Annotated in this window: 19 protein-coding genes; 8 read left to right on the top strand and 11 right to left on the bottom strand. The window is 69.5% G+C overall.

All coding sequences use genetic code 11. The features are described from left to right. Positions 1-6: 6 nt before the first annotated feature. Positions 7-798, bottom strand: a complete 792-nt coding sequence (locus tag GTZ93_RS32355) for a helix-turn-helix domain-containing protein (protein ID WP_276528805.1) — start codon at positions 796-798, stop codon at positions 7-9. A 147-nt stretch (positions 799-945) separates the two neighbouring features. Here GTZ93_RS32355 and GTZ93_RS32350 point away from each other — a divergent pair, with 147 nt between their 5' ends. From GTZ93_RS32350 to GTZ93_RS32335, 4 genes are all read left to right on the top strand, one after another. Beyond that, positions 946-1353 (top strand): hypothetical protein, encoded by a 408-nt coding sequence (locus tag GTZ93_RS32350; protein ID WP_139920823.1) that lies wholly within the window; start codon positions 946-948, stop codon positions 1351-1353. A gap of 72 nt (positions 1354-1425) precedes the next feature. Then, positions 1426-2328, top strand: a complete 903-nt coding sequence (locus GTZ93_RS32345) for a hypothetical protein (protein ID WP_139920821.1) — start codon at positions 1426-1428, stop codon at positions 2326-2328. Between the two features lie 293 nt (positions 2329-2621). Beyond that, positions 2622-3014 carry a hypothetical protein gene (locus GTZ93_RS43030; protein ID WP_257979376.1) on the top strand — a complete coding sequence of 131 codons (393 nt, stop codon included), beginning with the start codon at positions 2622-2624 and terminating at the stop codon, positions 3012-3014. Between the two features lie 9 nt (positions 3015-3023). Next, positions 3024-3497, top strand: a complete 474-nt coding sequence (locus tag GTZ93_RS32335; RefSeq protein WP_121776772.1) for an SMI1/KNR4 family protein — start codon at positions 3024-3026, stop codon at positions 3495-3497. 10 nt (positions 3498-3507) lie between these two features. Here the strand turns inward: GTZ93_RS32335 and GTZ93_RS32330 are convergent, their stop codons facing one another. After that, the gene (locus tag GTZ93_RS32330; RefSeq protein ID WP_257979375.1) at positions 3508-4377 is read right to left on the bottom strand and encodes a LysR family transcriptional regulator; all 870 of its coding nucleotides are present in this window, start codon (positions 4375-4377) and stop codon (positions 3508-3510) included. A gap of 148 nt (positions 4378-4525) precedes the next feature. Here GTZ93_RS32330 and GTZ93_RS32325 point away from each other — a divergent pair, with 148 nt between their 5' ends. Continuing rightward, positions 4526-5584, top strand: coding sequence for an SDR family oxidoreductase (locus tag GTZ93_RS32325; protein WP_139920816.1), 1059 nt, complete (start codon positions 4526-4528; stop codon positions 5582-5584). On the opposite strand, the gene GTZ93_RS32320 is transcribed toward GTZ93_RS32325, so the two are convergent. Beyond that, on the bottom strand, positions 5574-6512 hold the full coding sequence (locus GTZ93_RS32320) for a LysR family transcriptional regulator (RefSeq protein WP_139920814.1): 939 nt from the start codon (positions 6510-6512) through the stop codon (positions 5574-5576). The two genes, GTZ93_RS32325 and GTZ93_RS32320, sit on opposite strands and share 11 nt — an antisense overlap. Positions 6513-6574: 62 nt before the next feature. Between GTZ93_RS32320 and GTZ93_RS32315 the strand changes: the two genes are divergently transcribed. Next, positions 6575-7033 (top strand): SgcJ/EcaC family oxidoreductase, encoded by a 459-nt coding sequence (locus GTZ93_RS32315; protein WP_139920812.1) that lies wholly within the window; start codon positions 6575-6577, stop codon positions 7031-7033. On the opposite strand, the gene coaBC is transcribed toward GTZ93_RS32315, so the two are convergent. From coaBC to GTZ93_RS32290, 5 genes are all read right to left on the bottom strand, one after another. Continuing rightward, positions 7019-8236 carry a bifunctional phosphopantothenoylcysteine decarboxylase/phosphopantothenate--cysteine ligase CoaBC gene (gene coaBC / locus GTZ93_RS32310; protein ID WP_139920811.1) on the bottom strand — a complete coding sequence of 406 codons (1218 nt, stop codon included), beginning with the start codon at positions 8234-8236 and terminating at the stop codon, positions 7019-7021. The genes GTZ93_RS32315 and coaBC overlap by 15 nt on opposite strands. Before the next feature lie 40 nt (positions 8237-8276). After that, positions 8277-11252, bottom strand: a complete 2976-nt coding sequence (locus tag GTZ93_RS32305) for a carboxypeptidase regulatory-like domain-containing protein (protein WP_139920809.1) — start codon at positions 11250-11252, stop codon at positions 8277-8279. Positions 11253-11362: 110 nt separating this feature from the next. Next, positions 11363-12655, bottom strand: coding sequence for a Stp1/IreP family PP2C-type Ser/Thr phosphatase (locus tag GTZ93_RS32300; RefSeq protein ID WP_120562662.1), 1293 nt, complete (start codon positions 12653-12655; stop codon positions 11363-11365). Between the two features lie 57 nt (positions 12656-12712). Further along, positions 12713-13225, bottom strand: coding sequence for an FHA domain-containing protein (locus GTZ93_RS32295; RefSeq protein ID WP_139920807.1), 513 nt, complete (start codon positions 13223-13225; stop codon positions 12713-12715). A 70-nt stretch (positions 13226-13295) separates the two neighbouring features. Continuing rightward, a complete protein-coding gene (locus GTZ93_RS32290; RefSeq protein WP_161663186.1) occupies positions 13296-13916 on the bottom strand; it encodes a hypothetical protein in 621 nt (206 codons plus the stop codon). 109 nt (positions 13917-14025) lie between these two features. Here GTZ93_RS32290 and GTZ93_RS32285 point away from each other — a divergent pair, with 109 nt between their 5' ends. After that, a complete protein-coding gene (locus tag GTZ93_RS32285) occupies positions 14026-14220 on the top strand; it encodes a hypothetical protein (RefSeq protein ID WP_139922970.1) in 195 nt (64 codons plus the stop codon). A 15-nt stretch (positions 14221-14235) separates the two neighbouring features. On the opposite strand, the gene GTZ93_RS32280 is transcribed toward GTZ93_RS32285, so the two are convergent. The 3 genes from GTZ93_RS32280 to GTZ93_RS32270 form a co-directional block, all read right to left on the bottom strand. Next, positions 14236-14853 (bottom strand): DUF2716 domain-containing protein, encoded by a 618-nt coding sequence (locus GTZ93_RS32280; RefSeq protein WP_139922968.1) that lies wholly within the window; start codon positions 14851-14853, stop codon positions 14236-14238. Positions 14854-15027: 174 nt separating this feature from the next. Continuing rightward, positions 15028-15567, bottom strand: a complete 540-nt coding sequence (locus GTZ93_RS32275; RefSeq protein ID WP_139922966.1) for a hypothetical protein — start codon at positions 15565-15567, stop codon at positions 15028-15030. 112 nt (positions 15568-15679) lie between these two features. Further along, positions 15680-17122 carry an RluA family pseudouridine synthase gene (locus GTZ93_RS32270; RefSeq protein ID WP_139922964.1) on the bottom strand — a complete coding sequence of 481 codons (1443 nt, stop codon included), beginning with the start codon at positions 17120-17122 and terminating at the stop codon, positions 15680-15682. Between the two features lie 144 nt (positions 17123-17266). Here GTZ93_RS32270 and GTZ93_RS32265 point away from each other — a divergent pair, with 144 nt between their 5' ends. After that, a complete protein-coding gene (locus GTZ93_RS32265) occupies positions 17267-18637 on the top strand; it encodes an FAD-binding oxidoreductase (protein WP_139922962.1) in 1371 nt (456 codons plus the stop codon). Positions 18638-18654 lie beyond the last annotated feature (17 nt).

Here is an 18654-nt window from a genome sequence, read left to right as displayed (position 1 = left end):
GGCTGCTCAGGTGTCCTGGCGGGCCCGCTCCGTGGCGGCCCGCCGCAGCGCCTCGGCCGTCTCCGGGTCCGCGGGGAAGAACGACTCGATGGCCAGCTCCGCGAGCGTGATGTCCACGGGCGTCCCGAACACGGTGATGGTGCCGAAGAACGACAGCGTCCCCAGTGACGTGCGGATGCGCAGCGGCACCACCACGCCCGCGAAGTCGCGCGCCTTCGCGTCCGGTGCGGGCTCCGGCACCGGGTAGCCGCGCAACTCCTCCAGCAGCGCCGCGAGCGTGGCGTCCCCGGAGACGTCCACCTGCCGGGCGAGGCGGTGGAGGACGTGGTCGCGCCACTGGCGCAGGTTGTCGATGCGGGAGGCCAGCCCCTGGGGGTGCAGGCTCAGGCGCAGGACGTTGATGGGGGGCTCCAGGACCTCCGGGGCCAGGCCCTCCATCAGGATGCCCACGGCGCGGTTCGCGGTGACGAGCGTCCAGTGCCGGTCCACCGCCAGCGCGGGGTACGGCTCATGGCCCGCGAGCACCAGCTCCACGGCCTCGCGCGTAGCGTTGAGGGCGGGGTCGTTCAGGGGGCGTTCGGCGAAGACGGGCGCGAAGCCCGCGGCGACGAGCAGGCTGTTGCGGTCTCGAAGGGGCACGTCCAGTTCCTCCGCCAGGTGCAGCAGCATGTCGCGGCTGGGCTGGGAGCGGCCGGTCTCCAGGAAGCTCACGTGACGGGTGGAGACCTCCGCGCGCAACGCGAGGTCCATCTGGCTCAGCCCGCGCCGCTGACGCCAGCCGCGCAGCAGTTCTCCCACGGGGCGGCTCTGCTGAAGGCTCGTCATGGAGGGGAAGATAGGGGGCGCACGTCATCGCTTCCATTCCCTCGGAGGTAATCGACGCCGCGCGCCCGGCCTCGCATCTTGTGCACCGTTTCATCCATTCCACTGAAGGGAACGTGTGCCATGAGCAAGACGAACGTGTCGGGAAGCCTGTTGCGCCGCGTGCTGCTGCTGGACGGAGTCGCCAGCGGGGCAACGGGCCTGTTGGGGGCGCTGGCGGCGGACCCGCTCGGAGCGCTGCTGGGCCTGGACCCGGGCATCCTGCGTGTGGCGGGGCTGGGGCTGGTCCCCTTCGCGCTGCTGCTGGTGTACCTGGCGTCGCGGGCCACCCTGCCCGCCTGGCCGGTGTGGTGCGTGGTCGCGATGAACGTGACGTGGGTGGTGGACAGCGTGCTGCTGCTGACGCACGGGCCGACGACGCCCACGGGCCTGGGGGTGGCGTTCGTCATGGCGCAAGCACTGGCGGTCGCGGTGTTCGCGGCGCTGGAGTACGCGGGCCTGCGACGAGGCACAACGGTGGCTACGGCCTGAGTGTCCGGTCCGCGCGGCCCGGGCGTCACGCCGTGCCGCGCGGACAGACTGGCGTTGTTATCGTGGCGGGACATGGCTTCCTTCGCGCGCCCGTGGCTCTTCATCGCAGCGCTGTCCTCCGGGGTCTTCGGCTGCGCCACGCTCGGCGGTGCGCAGGGGAAGGACCTGGTGACGCTGCGCTACGCCTGGCCGGAGCAGTCGACCATCCGGGTGATGCACACGGTGGACGTACGAACGGACTGGAGCGGCCGGCAGACGGCGCAGCGCCGGTACGCGATGCGGATGGGGCCCGTGGATGGGGAGGGCCGCCGGCGGTTGGTGTTCCAGGACGTGGAGATCATCGAAGCCCCCTTCCCTGCCTTCGTGGAGCCGCTGGCCGCGTCCATCATCGATGCGAAGGGAGACTTCCAGGGGATTGATCCGCTGGAGGACGGCCCCGGTCAGGACCTGCTGGACGCGCTGCCGGTCAGCCCCATGAAGAAGGCCCAGATGGCGAAGGCCCTCAGCAACGGGCTGGAGCGCGAGGCCCGCAACCGGTGGAACGAGTGGGTCGGAATCTGGCACGGGTCGAGACTCAAGCCAGGGAGGACGGAGGTCGTGGCGACGACGATGTCCGTGGGCACCGGCCGCAAGAAGACTGAAGAGGTCCCCGCGGAGGAGCGCGTCCGTCTGGACGTGGGAGTGCCCTGCTCTGAGTCAGTGCCGGAGCCCAGGTGCGTGAAGCTGAAGCTCGTGCGGGAACCTGCCGGACAGACGGACGAGACAAAGGGAAGGTACGCGCACGTGGAACTGGAGCTGGTGACGGATCCGGCGACGCTGTTGCCCTATTCGTCACGCGTCATCCGCATGGACCGCGTGGACTGGAATGGTGGGCGCGGTGAGCCGGATTTCCATGAGGCGGTGCATGTGGAGGTGCACACGTTCATTCATGGAGTGGAGGGGCCTCCGGGACAGGTGGCAGCTGTTCAGCTTTAGGCCTGTTTTGCGGACACGCGCAGGCCGGGCTATCACGGCTTGCCGTGACAGTCCTTCCAGCCATCCAACGTGCCGCGAGCGCAGCGTCTGCCCTTGCCCTTCTTGCTTGCGGTTCGGCCACCATCGGAACCACGGGCAAGCCCGCCATGGCGAAGTGGGTGGGGTCCGTCAGCACGCCTGACGGCGGACAACTCCAGACGACTATCTATTATGGACCCTGGCAGTGCAGCGCAGCGTTCCTATCCCGCTGTGAGTCAAAGTGCGCGGCGCAGGGCCATGCGCTCAAGGGCTGCATGTGGTTGGCCGATATCAAGGGCGACTGGAAGGGACGTTACCTGTTCATGCCCGCGGAGGCAGGCGGTCGTCTGGCCATCACCCACTGCTGCTGCGACTACCCGGCGGTATCGGACGGGAAGTGGCGGCGGGACACCTGGCAGTCCGCGAGAGAGTCCTTCCGCCGCAAGTGGAGCTCGGAGTTCGGAGACTGGCCGAAGACGAGCGGAGGTGAGAACTGGGCGGGTCACCACATCTTCGATCTCGCGCACGGTGGCGCCCCAACAGCCGCTGACAACGTCATCCCTGTCCCTGGGGACGTCCACAAGGTGTTCACCAACGAGTATCCCGCCTGCTACGCGCCTGGAGGCAAGTGGCTCACGCCGGGCCCCGAACGGCCTTACACGGACTGAGGAGCAAACATGTCGATGAAGCGCCTGCTCGACGAAGTCTCGCGCCTCCATTACCCCCGTCCGCCCGCCACGCCCGCGCAGGTTGCTGCCTTTGAAGCGCGCATGGGGTGGAAGCTGGACGAGGACCTGCGAGCCTTCTATCTGCACTGCAATGGAGCGACGCTCTTCGCCCCGCTCCCAGATGTGAACTACCACCTGCTGCCGCTAGAGCGCATTGAACGAGCGCGCGCTGCCATTTTTGGACGAGACGAGGACAGCGCTGGTCCGGCCACGCACTACTGTGTGGTGGACATGCAGGACGGCGACTACGTCCTCGTGGATGTCGCGCAGCAGGCAGACGGAAGCTATCCGCTGCTCGATGCTTTCCATGAAACGTACCCAGAGGTCGAACGCATCGCGTCGTCCTTCGCGGAGTTCCTGGAGAAGGCGCTTCGCAGCGGCAACCGCTCGTTCTGGCTGAGCACTGAGCCTCTGGAAGGATAGGAGTGAGCAGTCAGCCCATGCCCACTTCGGCGAAGTAGTCGAGGAACGCGCGAATGCGCGCAGGAAGCTGTTTCGCGGGATCGAGGAACACCGCGTGGAAGACCACGGTGTCTCCGGGGTTGCGCTCCTCAAGCACCGCAACCAACCGCCCGGCCTTGATGTCCTCACGCACCTGGAAGGCGGCGATCCGCGCGAGCCCCGCCCCCGCGAGCGCCAGGTGCCGCAGCGCTTCGCCGTCGCTCGCGAACAGGGTTCCGGAGACGGGGACGTTCACCACGGAGCCACGCTCCATGACGGGCCACTGCTCCAGCGCGGGCGTGTGACTGGCGCCCATGCGCGTATGCCGCTCCAGGTCCGAGGCCGACTTCGGCGTGCCCATGCGCTTCAAATAGGCCGGCGCGCCGACGATGACCTTGCGCGTCTCGCCCAGCCTTCGCGCGATGAGATTGGACGACTTGAGCGGGCCCGCGCGAATGGCCACGTCCGCGCGATCCTCGAGCAGGTCCACCACGTGGTCCGTGAGCCCGATGTCCAGGCGGATGCCCGGGTAGCGGGCTTGGAACTCGGACACCTGCGGTAGGAGGACGTGCGTGCCGTAGGGCACGTTGGTGTTCACGCGCACCCGGCCCGAGGGCGCGTCATGCGACGTGACGCCGCGCTCGGCCTCGTCCAGTTCCGCGAGCACCTGCACGCTTCGCTCGTAGAAAACGCAGCCCTCGGAGGTCAGCTGGAAGCCCCGGGTGTTGCGGTGGATGAGCCGCGCACCCAGGCGGGCTTCCAGCCGCGCGACGAGCTTGCTGACCGCCGACGGCGTCATCCTCAGCGTCCGCGCCGCCGCGGAGAACCCCTCCTGCTCCACGACCCGGACGAAGACCTCCATCTCCCCAGAGCGATTTATTTCCAGACGCGCCATTGAATTGAACTCACAAGCCTTGTGCCTGGGACGGCTCTACCTCGGGACAGGGCACGCGAATACTAGACCCGTGCGGCCCGGAAACGGATCCACGTGGGGCCGCATGGAGAACCCCATGTCTTCCCCCAAGAATGTGGCCTTGGTCGTTGGTGCCCATGGAATCGCGGGACTCAACCTCATCGAACACCTGGAAGCGCTCGGCGGATGGGAGGTCATCGGCCTGTCGCGGCGCGGAGGCGAAGGACGTGCGGGTGTGCGCTTCATCCCCGTGGACCTGCTCGACGCGGCCGACAGCCGCGAGAAGCTGAGCGGACTGACGCAGGTGACGCACATCTTCTACGCCGCCTACCAGGACCGGCCCACGCCCGCGGAGCTGGTGGCGCCGAACGTCGCCATGCTCGTCAACGTGGTGAACGCGGTGGAGCCTGTCGCCAGGAACCTCCAGCACATCAACCTGATGCAGGGCTACAAGGTCTACGGCGCGCACCTGGGACCGTTCAAGACGCCTGCCCGGGAGACGGACGCGCACCACATGCCTCCCGAGTTCAACGTGGAGCAGCAGGACTTCCTGGAGCAACGGCAGCAGGGCAAGGCGTGGACGTGGTCCGCGCTCCGCCCATCCGTCGTGGTGGGCTACGCGATGGGCACGCCGATGAACGCGGGGCTGGCCATCTCGGTATACGCGTCCATGTCGAAGGAACTGGGCCTTCCGCTGCGCTTCCCCGGGCCGCCGGCCGCGTATGACATCCTCATGGACGTCACGGACGCGAGGCTGCTGGCGCACGCCATGCTGTGGGCGGCGACAAGCCCGAAGGCCGCCAACCAAGCCTTCAACATCAACAACGGCGATCAGTTCCGCTGGAGTGAGCTTTGGCCGAAGATCGCCCGCATGTTCGACCTGGAGGTGGCCCCTCCCCTGCCCATGTCCCTGGTCGACGTGATGGCGGACAAGGCCCCGCTCTGGGACAGGATGGTGGCGAAGCACGGGCTCGCTCCCACTCCCTACACGGACATCAACCCCTGGCGGCATGCCCAAGGGGTGTTCTCCTTGAACTTCGACTTCCTCGCGGACCCGTCCAAGGCGCGCCGCCACGGGTTCCCGGGGCACATCGAAACAGAGACGATGTTCCGCGAGGTCTTCGAGGACTACCGCCACCGCAAAGTCATTCCCTGAGCGCTTCGACCACGAGCGAGCGGAAGTAGCGTGCCCCCGGGTCCGCATCCGTCCGGGTGTGCCAGATGAGGGACTTGGTCATGCGCGGGGAGGGAAAGGGCATCTCCACCGTGCGCAGGGGCAGCATGTCGCAGAAGGCCTTGGCGACGCGGCGGGGCACTCCCGCGATCAAGTCGGAGCGGGCCGCCGCCATCGCCGCCGCGAAGAAGTGCGGGACAGCGAGCCCTACCTCCCGCGTGAGCCCGTGCTCCTTGAGGATGCGCGCGTGCTGCTGGTGCCCGATGCCCGGACGGCCTTCCGCGAGGTGCAGGTCGATGTGTTTCGACGTGTTGTAGAGCGCCTTCGTCAGCGTCTTGCCCCGGATGCGCGGATGATCACGGCGCACGAGCAGCACGGCGTCATCCGTGTACAGCGGTTCGGCGTGGCACCCAGGCCCCGTGGCCTCGGGTGGCCCGAGCGCCACATCCACCAATCCTGTGGTGAGGCCATCCCGCTCCACGAGGTAGTCGATGCTCACGACGCGCAGGAGCGCGGCAGGAAGGCGCTTGGCGAACAGTGCCGCTAGCTTCGGCACATCGGAGACACCGTGGTGGTCCGCGCCCGCTACGGTGAAGGTCCGAGTGCACGTCTCAGGCTTGAAGCCCTGGCCTCCTTCCAACGCCAACTGAAGCTGTCCCACGGCGGACGCAATGAACGGCCTCAATTCCTCACATCGTGGCGTCGGCACCAGCCCCCGCCCGCTGCGCACCACCAGCGGGTCGCCCAACACATCACGCAGCCGGGCCAGCGCATTGCTCACCGCGGACTGCGTGACGTGGAGTTCCCTCGCCGCACCGGTCGCACTGCCGGACTCGAGCACCGCATGCAGCACGAGAAACAGGTTGAGGTCGATGGCGGAGAGATTCACACCCGTGATTCTAACCATCATGGACCATCACTGGTGGAGAGAGCCCCAGAGGCCGTAGTCATGGGCGCCGAAAGCGAGGCCCCATGTCATCCCCCACCGAAGCCGCAGCCATCCGTGAGCGCATGCAGCGGCTCTACGAGTGCTGGAATCAGGGCGACGCCCAGGCATATGCCGCCTGCTTCACGGAGGACGTGGACTACGTCGCCTTCGATGGCAGCCACATCAAGGGTCGACAGGCCAACGCCGAAGCCCATCAGTCCCTCTTCGACGGTGTCCTCCGTGGCTCCACGCTCGACGGTGAGGTGAAGTCCGTGCGATTCCTCGCCCCGGACGTGGCGCTCATCCACGCCGAAGGCGTCATCAAGCTGCGCTGGCAGCGCAAGGCGCCCAAGGGACGCCGCTCCATCCAGACCATGGTCGCCGTGAAGCGTGAGGGCGTCTGGTTCTTCACCGCCTTCCAGAACACCCGCATCCAGCCGCCCAACGCCTTCGCGCGTCTCATGCTGCGGCTGATGACGCCGAAGCGCTCAGCCGCGCGGTGACACGAGCAACAGCGACAGGATCTCCCCCGCCACCGCGCGCTTGCTTCCCTGCAGCACCCGGTCCGGGCCACTGCGCGAAATCACCGTCACCCGGTTCGTATCCGTCCCGAACCCCGCGCCCTCCGCGGTGACGTCGTTGGCGACGATGGCGTCCAGCCCCTTGCGCTCCAGCTTCTCGCGCGCGTGCTCCACCACCCGCTCCGTCTCCGCCGCGAAGCCCACCAGCACCGGCCGCTTCGCCTTCCCCGCCACCTTGCGAGACGCCTCCAGCAGCACATCCGGCGTGCGCACCAGCTTCAGGTTCTCCGGGCCCTCGCCCTTCTTCACCTTCTGCGGCGCGCGCGTCTCCGGCCTCCAGTCACTCACCGCCGCGGTAGCAATGAACACGTCCGCGGACTCCACGCGCGATAGCACCTCGCGCGCCATGTCCTCCGCGCTCACCACGTCCACCACCTCCAGGCCCGTGCGGTCCACCGCGCCCACCGGGCCCAACACCACCGTCACCTTCGCGCCCAACGCTCGCGCCTCGTGCGCCAGCGCCAGGCCCATCTTCCCCGTGGACGGATTGGAGATGAACCGCACCGGATCCAGGTACTCGCGCGTGGGGCCCGCCGTCACCAGCACCGTCTTGCCCGTGAGAGGACCGCCTCCCAGCCGCGCGGCCACCGCGGACACGATGGCGCCCACGTCCGCCAACCGCCCCGCGCCCACGTCTCCACACGCCAGCATCCCCGCGCCCGGCCCCACCGTGCTGAAGCGCGCTTCCTTCAGCAGTGACTCCACGTTCTCCTGCGTCCGGGTGTTCTCCCACATGGCCACGTTCATCGCGGGTGCCAGCACCACTGGCCCCTTGAACGCCAGCAGCGACGTCGTCACCGCGTCCCCGGCGAAGCCCGCGCGAATCTTCGCGATCAGGTCCGCCGTCGCGGGCGCCACCACGTAGAGCTCGCCCCAGCGGGCCAGGTCCAGGTGGCCGAAGTTCCCCTCCTGCGCCGGGTCGAAGTAGTCCGTGAGCGGCGGGTGCCCCACGAGCGCCTGGAAGGTCAGCGGGGTGACGAACTGGCGTGCGGCCTCTGTCATGGCCACCCGCACGTCCGCTCCTGCGCGGCCCAATTCACGCACCAGCTCGCAGGCCTTGTACGCCGCGATACCGCCACCCACGCCGACGATGATCCGGCGACCCTTCAATGCGGATGCGTCCATGCGGCTTCATTACGCGCCAGCCAGCCCGGTCGCAACACGACTACCGCAGGGACACCTCGCCCTGGGTGGGAACGTCCACCGAGCGCACCACCGGGCCCGACCCGGGCATCTCCGCGTGGAAGTAGCCCCACACCAGCGTGTACCTGCCCGGCCGCAGCCCCTGCACCACCACCCGCTCCGACATGGGCTGGTACACCAGCTGCGCGAAGCTCGAGCGCAACAGCTCCGTGGGCGGATTGCCCACCGAGCCCACCTCCCCTGGCACCACCCACAGCGCCTTGCCCCGCTCCGGCTGGATCAACACCGTCACGGAGCCCGTCCCCGGCACCGGGCCCAGGTCCAGCGTCATGTCCGTGCCCGCCACCTGCACCACCACCGCCGGCTGGCCCGCACCACGCCCGCCCACCACGAAGCGGTAGTTGCCCGGCGACAGGTCCGCGCTGTAGCTGCCATCCGCGCCGGTGATGAGCGACACCGACTCGCTGCGGTCCGCGTTGAGCCCCTCCACCTGCGCACCCGCCGCGGGCTTCCCATCCGCCAGGTACACCCGGCCCTTCAGGTGCGTCGCGGGCTTGAGGGTCAGCTCCACCGGCGCCGTGTTGCCTCGCGGTACCTCCTGCGTGCCGCTCACCTTGCCCTTGCGCGCGGACAGCGTGAAGCGCGGCACGAAGGGCGGACTCGCCAGCGTGAAGTTGCCGTCCGGCCCGGACAGCACCGACCCGTCGCATACGTCGCACGTCACCACCGCGTCCGGCACCGCGCCGCCCGACGCATCCCGCACCCGCCCGGACACTGACGGCGCCTTCACCAGCACGATGTCGCCCATGTCCTGCGGCGTCGCGGGGCGGTCCACCACCTGCGGCTCGTACCCCGCCGCATCCACCGCCACGATGAGCCGGTCCCCCGCCGTGGACAGCGGCAATTCGAAGCGGCCATCCGGGCTGTTCACGTCGTGTTCGTCCATCCGGAAGCGGCGCACCGGCTGGCCCGAGTCATCCACCACGCGGCCCCGAAACGTCGTGCGCCGGCGCATCTTCACCCGCACCGGCGGCCCTCCCGGCTTGCCCTGCGGCCGCTCCATCGGCTCGTAGCTTGCGTGGCGTGCCTCCACCACGTAGGTGCGGTCCGGCCTCAGCGCGCGGAACTCGAAGTGGCCGCTCGAATCCGACTGCGTCGGCTCCGCCACGCGCGGCGCCACGCTCATCGCCGCGCCCACCACCGGCTGGCCATCCTCGTCCACCACGTCGCCCGTCAGCTGCGCGCCGGCCTCCAACTCCACCGTCACCTGCTGCTTCCCACCGTCCTGCACCGTCACCGACTTGGGGCTCGATGGCAGGTACTCCGGATGCGACGCCACCAGCTGGTACGTGCCCGGCGGCAGGCCCCGCATGGGCACCACGCCGTCCGGACCGGAAGGACGGTCGCTGCGGAAGATGTTCTCCGGATCCGCCCACATCGTCACGTCCGCGCCCTCGACCCGCCGGCCTCCGCTGGTCACCGTCACGTCCGCGCCCGCCTTCGCCTCCAGCGACAGCGTCACGTCCGTCGCGGGCGCTGACGCTTGCACGCTGCCGCCACCCCACTCGGAGTGGTGCGCGTGCAGTGTGTAGAGCCCCGGCATGGGCACCTGCGCCGTGAAGTGGCCGTCCTCGCCCGCGTTCACCACGCCGCCCGTGGGCTGCACCAGCACGGACACGCCCGCCGCGGGCCGGCCGTACTCGTCGATGACCTGTCCGCTGATGACCGTGGCCTTCGCCAGCTCCAACTCCAGTGGCGTCTCGCCCGGCGCCACGCGCGCGGGCAACTGCGCCGCGGTGAAGCCCTCCGCCTGCCCCTCCAGCACGTACTCGCCCGGCGCCAGCGGCCCCAGCTCCGCCAGGGCACCGGTGGGCACCGCGTCGCGGCGGATGAGGTCGCCCGCAACCGTGCGCAGCAGCAGCTGCGGGTTGGGCACCGGCTGGCCCTCCTCGTCGACAATCGTGACGAGCAACCGGCCCGCGGCCTCCAGCACCAGCGTCACCTGTGTCACCCGCTGCGACAGCGTGAGCGTCTGGGGCGCGGAGCCGAAGCCCGGCGCCTCCGCCGTCACCACCACCTCGTCCGGGTACAGGCCGTTGAAGCGCACCGGCCCGCCCTGCGCCTCCGTGTGCTCCTCGCGCGTCAGGTGGTCGCCACGCAAGCGCACCGTCGCCGCCGCGGGCGCCCCGTCGCGCAGCACGCGCACCTCCAGCGTGCGCGAAGGCGTCAGCTTCAGGCGCAGAGGCTGCGAGTCCGCCTCCACGTGCTGCGCCACCGCGGGCTGGAAGCCCTCCGCGTCCGCGAGCACGTAGAAGGGGCCCTCGCCCAGGCCCGACAACGTGAAGGCCCCGCCCGCGCCCGCCACGGCCTCGAAGGGCAACGGCACCTTGCGCGACACCGCGCGCACGCGCGCCCCGGGCCTCGCATGGCCGGAGTCATCCACCACCGTGCCGGTGATGCTCCGCAAGGGCGGCAGGTACAGCTCCACCGCCTCCCCCGGCGCGGCGCGGTCCTTGAGCGCCACGCCCAGTCCCGCCGAGCGCGCCCACACCGTGAAGGACACGCCCGCCAGGTGCTCGAAGCGGAACTTCCCCTCCGCGTCCGTACGCACCGTGGCGCGCGCCGTGAGGAAGCCCTGCTGCTGTTCGAAGAAGGCCCGCGTGTGCAGCGCCGTCTCGTGCGCGGTGCAGGCCAGCAGCGCCAGTCCGCACTCGTCGCAGCGCACGTCCGCCAGCGTCCGCTCCGCCGAAGCCGCGAGCGACACCTCCGCGTCCGCCACCGGCCGGCCGTTGCCGTCCAGCACTCGCCCGGTGAGCGTCAGCCCCTCCTGCGAACCAGACGACACCGCCACCGCGTTGAAGGCGGGCATCCCCTGGCGGATGGAACTGGCGGAGACGGGCGAGACGGGGCGCGCGGCCGGAGTACCCCACCGGGGCCCCAGCACGATTGCGGCGAGCGCCAGCACGGCAGCCACCGCGATGAAGACCCATTTGCGCATGTGTACGCGGCCGGGACCTTACTCCCAGGCCGGCCCCCCAACGACGGTTTCCCCCGGGAAATTCCAGAGCGTCCTCTTGAAGACGCCCCGGGGGCCGGTGGAGTTCCCGCTCAGTCCTCCGCGAACGGCTGGATGGCCTGCGCCACCGCCAGCTCCTGCCGGGCCTCGCTCAACTCCGAGTTGGTGGCGCGCAGCCGGTCGCTCAGCACCTGCACGAAGCTCCAGAGCATCTTCACCGCGAGAATGGCCTCGCGCTTCATCAGCCCCATCAGGTCCGAGCGGGCGATGACCATGGTCCGCGTGGGCTCCGTGGCGCGCACGGTGGCGGAGCGGGGCGCGTTGTCGATGAGGCCCATCTCGCCGAAGTGCCCGCCCGAGCGCAGCTCCGCGATCTCCACGCCGTTCTTCTCGATGGCCACCCGGCCCCGGATGACGACGAAGAGCTCCTCGCCCGGCTGCCCCTCCACCACAATCTCCCGACCCGCCGGGTAGGTGCGCGTGGTGGCGATGGACAACACCGCCGTCTGCTCCTTGTACGTGAGGTGGCGGAAGAGCGGGATCTTCCGCAGCGCCTCCATGCGCGACTGCGCCTCGCTCGTCTCCTCGCTGGCGAGCGCCGCGCTGTCGCCGGCCACCTTCACCACCACCGCGGTGATATTGTCCTTGCCGCCGCGCTCGTTGGCGATCTCCACGAACTTGCGCGGCAGGTCCCCGGGCTGCAGCCCCGCGACCAGGGGGAGGATCTCCTCGTCCTCGACGTAGCCGTGCAGGCCGTCCGAACAGAGGAGGAACACGTCGCCCGGCATCAGGTCCACGATGAGCGTGTCGACCTGGACGGACTCCTGGATGCCCACCGCGCGGGTGATGACGTTGCGGTACTGCGAGGTGGCGGCCTGCTCCTTGGTGATGGTGCCGGCCTTGAGCTGGGCCGCGACGAGCGTGTGGTCCTCGGTGAGCCGGTGACACTGCCCGTGCCGCACCAGGTACACGCGGCTGTCGCCCACGTGGCCGATGACGCCCTTGTTGCCGCCCACGGCCAGGCACACGAACGTGGTGCCCATGCCTCGCTTGGAGGCGTCCGTCATCGCCGTGCGGTAGATGTCCGCGCACGCGCGCTGCACCGCCACCTCCACGAGCGCGGCCGCGGCGGAGCGGCTGTCCGCCGTGGGGTTCTGCGCCAGGTCCTTGAGCAGGTGCCGGTTGGCCGCGATGTGCTGCTTGACGACCTCCGTGGCCCGCGCGCTGGCGACTTCACCCGCGGCGTGTCCGCCCATGCCATCGGCGACCATGAACAGGCCGAGCGACGCGTCCACCATCATCGCGTCTTCGTTGTGTTGCCGTTTCCGGCCGACATCGGTCAGCCCGAAGGCTTCTGTGGTCAAGGCCACCGCGAACGCTCCCATCCATGCCTAGAGGGTGACTCCGCACGTTACGCAGGCCGCCGAAGACGTGGCAAGGCTTCAGGATTGCAGCCGCACCGACAGCAGGCGCGCGAAGCCTCCGGCCGTGTAGAAGCTGACCTCCACCTGGCCGAAGCGCAGCCGCATCCCGTCCTCCAACGCCCTGGGCTTGCGAGCCAACAGCCGGCTCCCGACCACGTACGAGCCGTTCTTCGAGCCCGCATCCGTCAGCCGAAAACCGGTATCCCCCGCGTCCCGGGAAAACCACGCGTGAAACCGGGACACACTGCCGTCATCCAGGACGACGTCGTTGTTGCTGGTGCGCCCCACGGTGATGCCCCGGCCGAAGGCGTTGCCCTGGGACTTGAGCAGCGGGAAGACGATGGGTTCGTCCTGACCGAGCGTCGGCGGACCGGCGTTGGTCACCGTCCGCACGGGGTACTCCTCCAGGTCGGAAGGGGTCACCGCGCCCAGGGGAGGCGTGAAGAGGAGGAGACCCGCCGGGAGTCCCCGTTCGAACTCCTCGCGGTTGCGCAGGTAGCGCGCGACGTGGGCACTGAGCAGCTCGGCCATGGACGTGGAAGCGGCGCCCTACCCGCACCAGCAGGCGGGGCCGCTCTCGCTCATGGAGTGTACCGCGCCCCTACCGCCAATCCGCGAAAATTCCGATGTTCACGCCACCCACGAAGTCACGCGCGAAGCTGCGGTTCTTCAGGCCGAAGGGCTCCGCGTAGCTCAGGGCCAGGCCCACGCCCACGTCGCGCGGCAGCTGGTAGCCAATCTGGACGCGGCCCTGGACGGTGCCCGCGACGCGGCGGTCCGGGGGCTGGGTGGTGAAGTGGGCGCCGTAGAAGGTGGGGCCGCCCGTCACCTGGAAGCCCCAGTGGGCCTTGCCCGGCAGGTGGTTGCGGTAGCCGAAGCCCAGCTGCGCCGTGTGCTCGTAGTAGGAGGACACCGGCAGGTAGAGGTTCCGGTCCGCCAGCGCGCTGTCGGGCAACGACGCCGCCCACCCCACCCCACCCTCCAGGACGGCGATCCACGCGTCCTTGCGGTCCTGGAAGATGGTGAACTCCCACTGGATGCGCAGGTTGGGGATGATTGCGCCGTTGTTGATTTGAGTGCCCAGGAACACGCCCCGGGGCAGCCAGGCGGGCGTGGGCGACACGTGGCCCCGCAGGTCCAGGGCTTCGCGCGACTGCGCGGCGGCGGTGGTGGAGGCCAGGGCAAGCGAAACAACCAGCAATGCGCGAGCGAGGTGGAGCATGACCTCTATCCACCGTGGCAGCGCGCACTTGTCAACGAAGTGTTCCCTTGGCTATGACACGCAACGCCCTTCCTGCCGTCGCGGGAGGTCACCAGGAGCGGAACACCGAATGCCAGTCGTCACGGTCCGGGCCAGCAGCAAGCAGGGTCCGGCACAGCTCGACACGCTGGTCCGCAAGGTCACGCAGAAGACGTCGGGGCTCCTGGAGGAGAACGACCGGGTGCTGGTCGTCTACGGCGAGGGGCGCGCCAACCTCTACTACGAGGGTGAGCCCCGCCCGCGCACCGTGTCCCGGCCGGCCTGACGTTCCGGATTCCCCTCAGTCGTCAGGACCCAACCTGCGCGCGCGCTGAAAGAGCGCCGGCGGGTTCCGCTCCACGGCGGCGATGAGGCGGTGTCCCAGCAGCTCGTAGGTCTCCGTCTCGATGGGGCCTCGGCCCGGGGCCTCCAGCCCGTCGAAGTTGCCCACGCGGTAGCGCGAGGCGAAGACGAAGTGGAAGTCCGGCGGCGCGAAGAGGTGCTCCGGGTCTCCCGCTGGGTGGACGTCCATGGCCCAGCGCGGTTCGAACGACGGCGGGTGGATGCCGCGCTCCACGCGCTCCATGTGTTCGCGCGTGTAGAGCCCGGTCATCTCCTCCAGCGTCGCGCCGGCCTCGAAGCGGACGTGCGGGTGGAGGCGGTAGCAGGGGTGCTGCGGATCCAACGCGTAGAGCCAGCCGCCGAGCGGGGTGAGCTCGCGGAACACGCCGAGCATCCGCTCCGCCAGCTCGCGGTAGAGCTCCAGGCGGACGTCGTGCTCCAGGCGGAAGAAGTCCTCGCCCACGACGAAGCGCACGCTGCCCTCTTCCGAGGAGGGCCACGGATGGTCCAGCGCGTGGCGCTCCGCATCGCCCGACAAAGGCATCCAGGCTTCGGCTTCCAGGTTGAGTTCGAGCACGACCCCTGCCCCCCTTCGCGAAAGCCAGGGTATGCGCGCAACGCAGGAATCGCGCAAGCACCTGACGGGAGGGGTCAATGCATGGCATCCGACGTCCGCCGCGACGAGGACCGGATGTGGAAAGCCGCTGGGGCCCGCCACACCCGGTGTCGCGCGGTGGACGACGGGAGTGCATCAGGGCAGCGCCACCTCATTGCCCAGGAACGTGTAGCCGAAGGACCCCACGCGCGTGCCGCCGCCCGCCGCGAGCTCCTCCAGGGTGCCCTGCTGCACCGTTCCGGAGTAGCCGATGGTCAGCTGCTGGTTCTCCACGCGACCCGTGCCCAAGCGGAACTGCAGCCAGAGGTTCTCTCCCAACTCCGCGGGCACGGGGCACGCGAGGATCTGATCCGGGCGCACGTCGCGCAGCAGCTCGAACTCCACCTCGCCGCCTTCCGCACCGGGCCCAGCGACCTTGCCGTTGTAGGTGGCTGAGAGGGTGCACAGCAGCTTGTTCATCGAGATGATGGCTTCATCGTCGTTGTAGACGTTGAAGCCCACGTCCAGGTCGCCCTCGGCCACCTTCGCGCCGGTGTCGAGCTGGAGGTCCAGTTCGTACGTCCCCTGGTACTTGCGCTGGATGTCGTCCTCTCCGCAGCCGGTGAGCGCCGTCGCGGCCAGCAGCAGGCCCGCGATGATGGACTTCGAGCCGGAGTTCTTGCGTGCGTAGGTCATGGGATTCCTCTCCAAGGTAGGGGTGTCTGTTCATGAAGGGCCTTCCCGCCCTTCCCGTTCCCTTGGTCGCCGCAAGCCTTTGAATTGATCAAACAATTCACGCCGCCAGACTTCAAAACGGCGCGGGCGAGGTGAATGACAGACGCTCTCCCGTGCGTGGATGCACGAAGGCCAGCGCGTCGGCATGGAGCATCAGCCGCACGTCCTCTCGTCCAAAGCGCGCGTCCCCGGCGATGGGCAGTCCCAGCCCCAGGCGATGCGCTGCATGGATACGCAACGTGTGGAGCGGATGGGTCGTGGGAACGAATTCCACCCGGGTCCGGGCCGCCTCGCGCTGGAGGACCTTCCACGCGCTCCGGGTCCGCTTGCCGTGGCGGGCGTCCACGCAGGCCTCCACGGAAGCGTGGGCCACCGGGCGCAGCGGCAGGTCGATGACGCCCGAGTCTCCCTCCACGCGGCCGTCCACCCAGGCGACGTGGCGGTGCTCCGCCTCGCGCTGGGAGAACTGGCGCTGGAGCGAGGCGCGGGTCTCCGCGTCCCGGGCGATGACGAGGAGGCCAGAGGACTCGGGGTCCAGTTCGTGGAGGAAGTTGGCGGAGGTCAGTTCCGGGAGCCGGGGCTGGAGGCGGACGAGCACCGAGTCGCGCGCGGGCGCATGGCGTCCGGGGAGCGTGGGCAGTCCCTCGGGCTTGTCCACCACGAGGAGCCAGGGGTCCTCATGGAGGACGCACGGTTCGGGTACCGCTGGTGCGGTGGGAGGCGGCAGCTCCACGTCCAATCCCTGCAACATGTACGGCAGCACCGTGCCGCATTTGTTGTCACACGCCGGGTAATACGCACCGGACTCCCTGCGGCCATCGAGCGGTGGCGCGCCCCACCAGAACTCCGCGAGCTCCAGGGGCTTCAATCCGTTGCGAAAGGCATACGCCAGCAACTTGGGCGCCGCGCAGTCACCGGCGCCACCGGGTGGAGGCTTGGGCAGGAACAGCGAGGCCAATGTCTGTGTTTCACCGCGCGCATTGGGAATGACATATCCCTGGGTCACCTGCCGCCACAGGGCCCGCGAACGTTCGGCGCGCACGTGCTCCACTTCCGCCAGGAGCGCCTCCACGTCGCGCAGCGAAGGAGCGTGCCCCTGCGCGCGCAGCATCTCGGCCTCCCGGGACAGCGCAGCATGCTGATGTCCCAGCGCGGCCAGATCCGCCTCTCCCTCGGGCCAGAACGCGTCGCGGGCCACCGGGTCGAACAGCGGCGGCACGAAACCCTCCACGTTCCACGCACCTTTCGGCATCCCGGAGAATGCGCTGAGGAACCCCACCCGTCCGTCGGGCGCCGCGACCACCAGCACGCCGAACATCTTGCCGCCGCTCGGCCGCCACAAGGCTTCGGTGTACGCGGGTTCCTGTCGCAGCCGCTGCTGGAGCATCTCCGCCGCACGCAGCCCCCAGGGGCCGGGAGGCGCTGGATGGAAGGGATTCGCCAGCCGCGTGGGCAGCGGGCCTTCGAAGGACTTCAGGGTCTGGATGAGGTCCGCCTCGGCTGTTCGGGTCGTCATCCAGGCCCCATCTTCCCCTGAATCCATCCGTTACGGGGGACCTTGTGGGTGAAGCGGCTCCGGCTCCAAGGCAAGCTGGGGAGCCAGGGAACGGATGACGGGTGGCCGGCCCGACGTTCACGTTCCAGAGCCTGGGAGGCCTTCATGACGGTCGATGTGGAGCGAGCGCTGGCGGAGGTGTTGCCAGCGGAGGCGGTCATCACGGATCCGGATGTGCTCGCGGCGCACCGGCGCGACCAGGCGGAGTGGGCGCCTTCGGGCATGCCGAGGGTGCTGGTGCGGCCCGCGTCCACGTCCGAAGTGCAGGCCGTGCTCCGCGTGGCCACGGCGCTGCGCGTGCCGGTGGTGCCTCGGGGCGCGGGCTCGGGCCTGTCGGGTGGCGCGAACGCGAGCGACGGCTGCATCGTCCTTTCGCTCATGCGGATGAACCGCATCCTGGAGGTGGACCGGCGCGGCATGCTGGCCGTCGTCCAGCCCGGTGCGCTCAACGGCGCGGTGAAGGCGGCCGCCGCGGAGCAGGGCCTCTGGTACGCGCCGGATCCCGCGAGCTGGGAGTTCTCCTCCATCGGCGGCAACCTGGCCACCAACGCGGGAGGCCTGTGCTGCGTGAAGTACGGCGTGACGGGTGACGCGGTGCTGGGACTGGAAGCGGTGCTCGCGGACGGCACCGTGGTGCGCACTGGCGGGCGGACGGTGAAGAACGTGGCGGGCTACGACCTGACGCGGCTCTTCGTCGGCTCGGAGGGCACGCTGGGCGTCCTCACCGAGGCGACGCTGCGGCTGCGGCCCCGACCGTCGAAGGCGACGACGCTGGTGGCCGCGTTCCCCACGCTCGTGAGCGCGGGCACGGCCGTCTGCGACATCATGGAGCGTTCACGCCCGTCCGTGCTGGAGCTGATGGACCGCACCACCGTGCGCGCCGTGGAGTCCTGGAAGCCCATGGGCCTGGACGTCGAGGCCGAGGCCCTGCTCATTGCGCGCTCCGACGCCGGAGGCGTGCAGGGGGAAGAGGAGCTGGCGCTGATGGTCGCGGCCTGCGAGCGGGCCGGAGCGACCTCCGTGCTGAGCACCGCCGACGAGGCCGAGGGCGAGCTGCTCATGGGTGCACGGCGCTTCGCCTTCCCGGCGCTGGAGCAGCGCGGTGCCACGCTGCTGGATGACGTGGGCGTGCCCGTCGTGCGCATCCCGGAGCTGCTCGCGGCGGTGGAGCGCATCGCGGAAAAGCATGGGGTGCTCATCGGGACGTTCGGGCACGCGGGCGACGGGAACATGCACCCCACCGTCGTCTTCGACCGGAAGGATCCGGAGGCGCTGGCCCGGGCGAAGGAAGCGTTCGACGACATCCTACACGCGGCGCTGGCCCTGGGAGGCACCATCACGGGCGAGCACGGCGTGGGGTCCCTCAAGCGCGGTTTCCTGGGCGCGCAGCTGGGGCCGGAGACACTGCGCCTGCACCAGGCGATCAAGAGCGCGCTCGACCCGCTGGGACTGCTCAACCCCGGCAAAGTGCTGTGATTCCAGCGGGTTGGCGG

This window comes from Corallococcus exiguus (assembly GCF_009909105.1).
In the GTDB taxonomy this organism is placed as follows: Bacteria; Myxococcota; Myxococcia; order Myxococcales; family Myxococcaceae; genus Corallococcus; species Corallococcus exiguus.
This window is presented reverse-complemented; position numbering and strand designations above follow the sequence as displayed.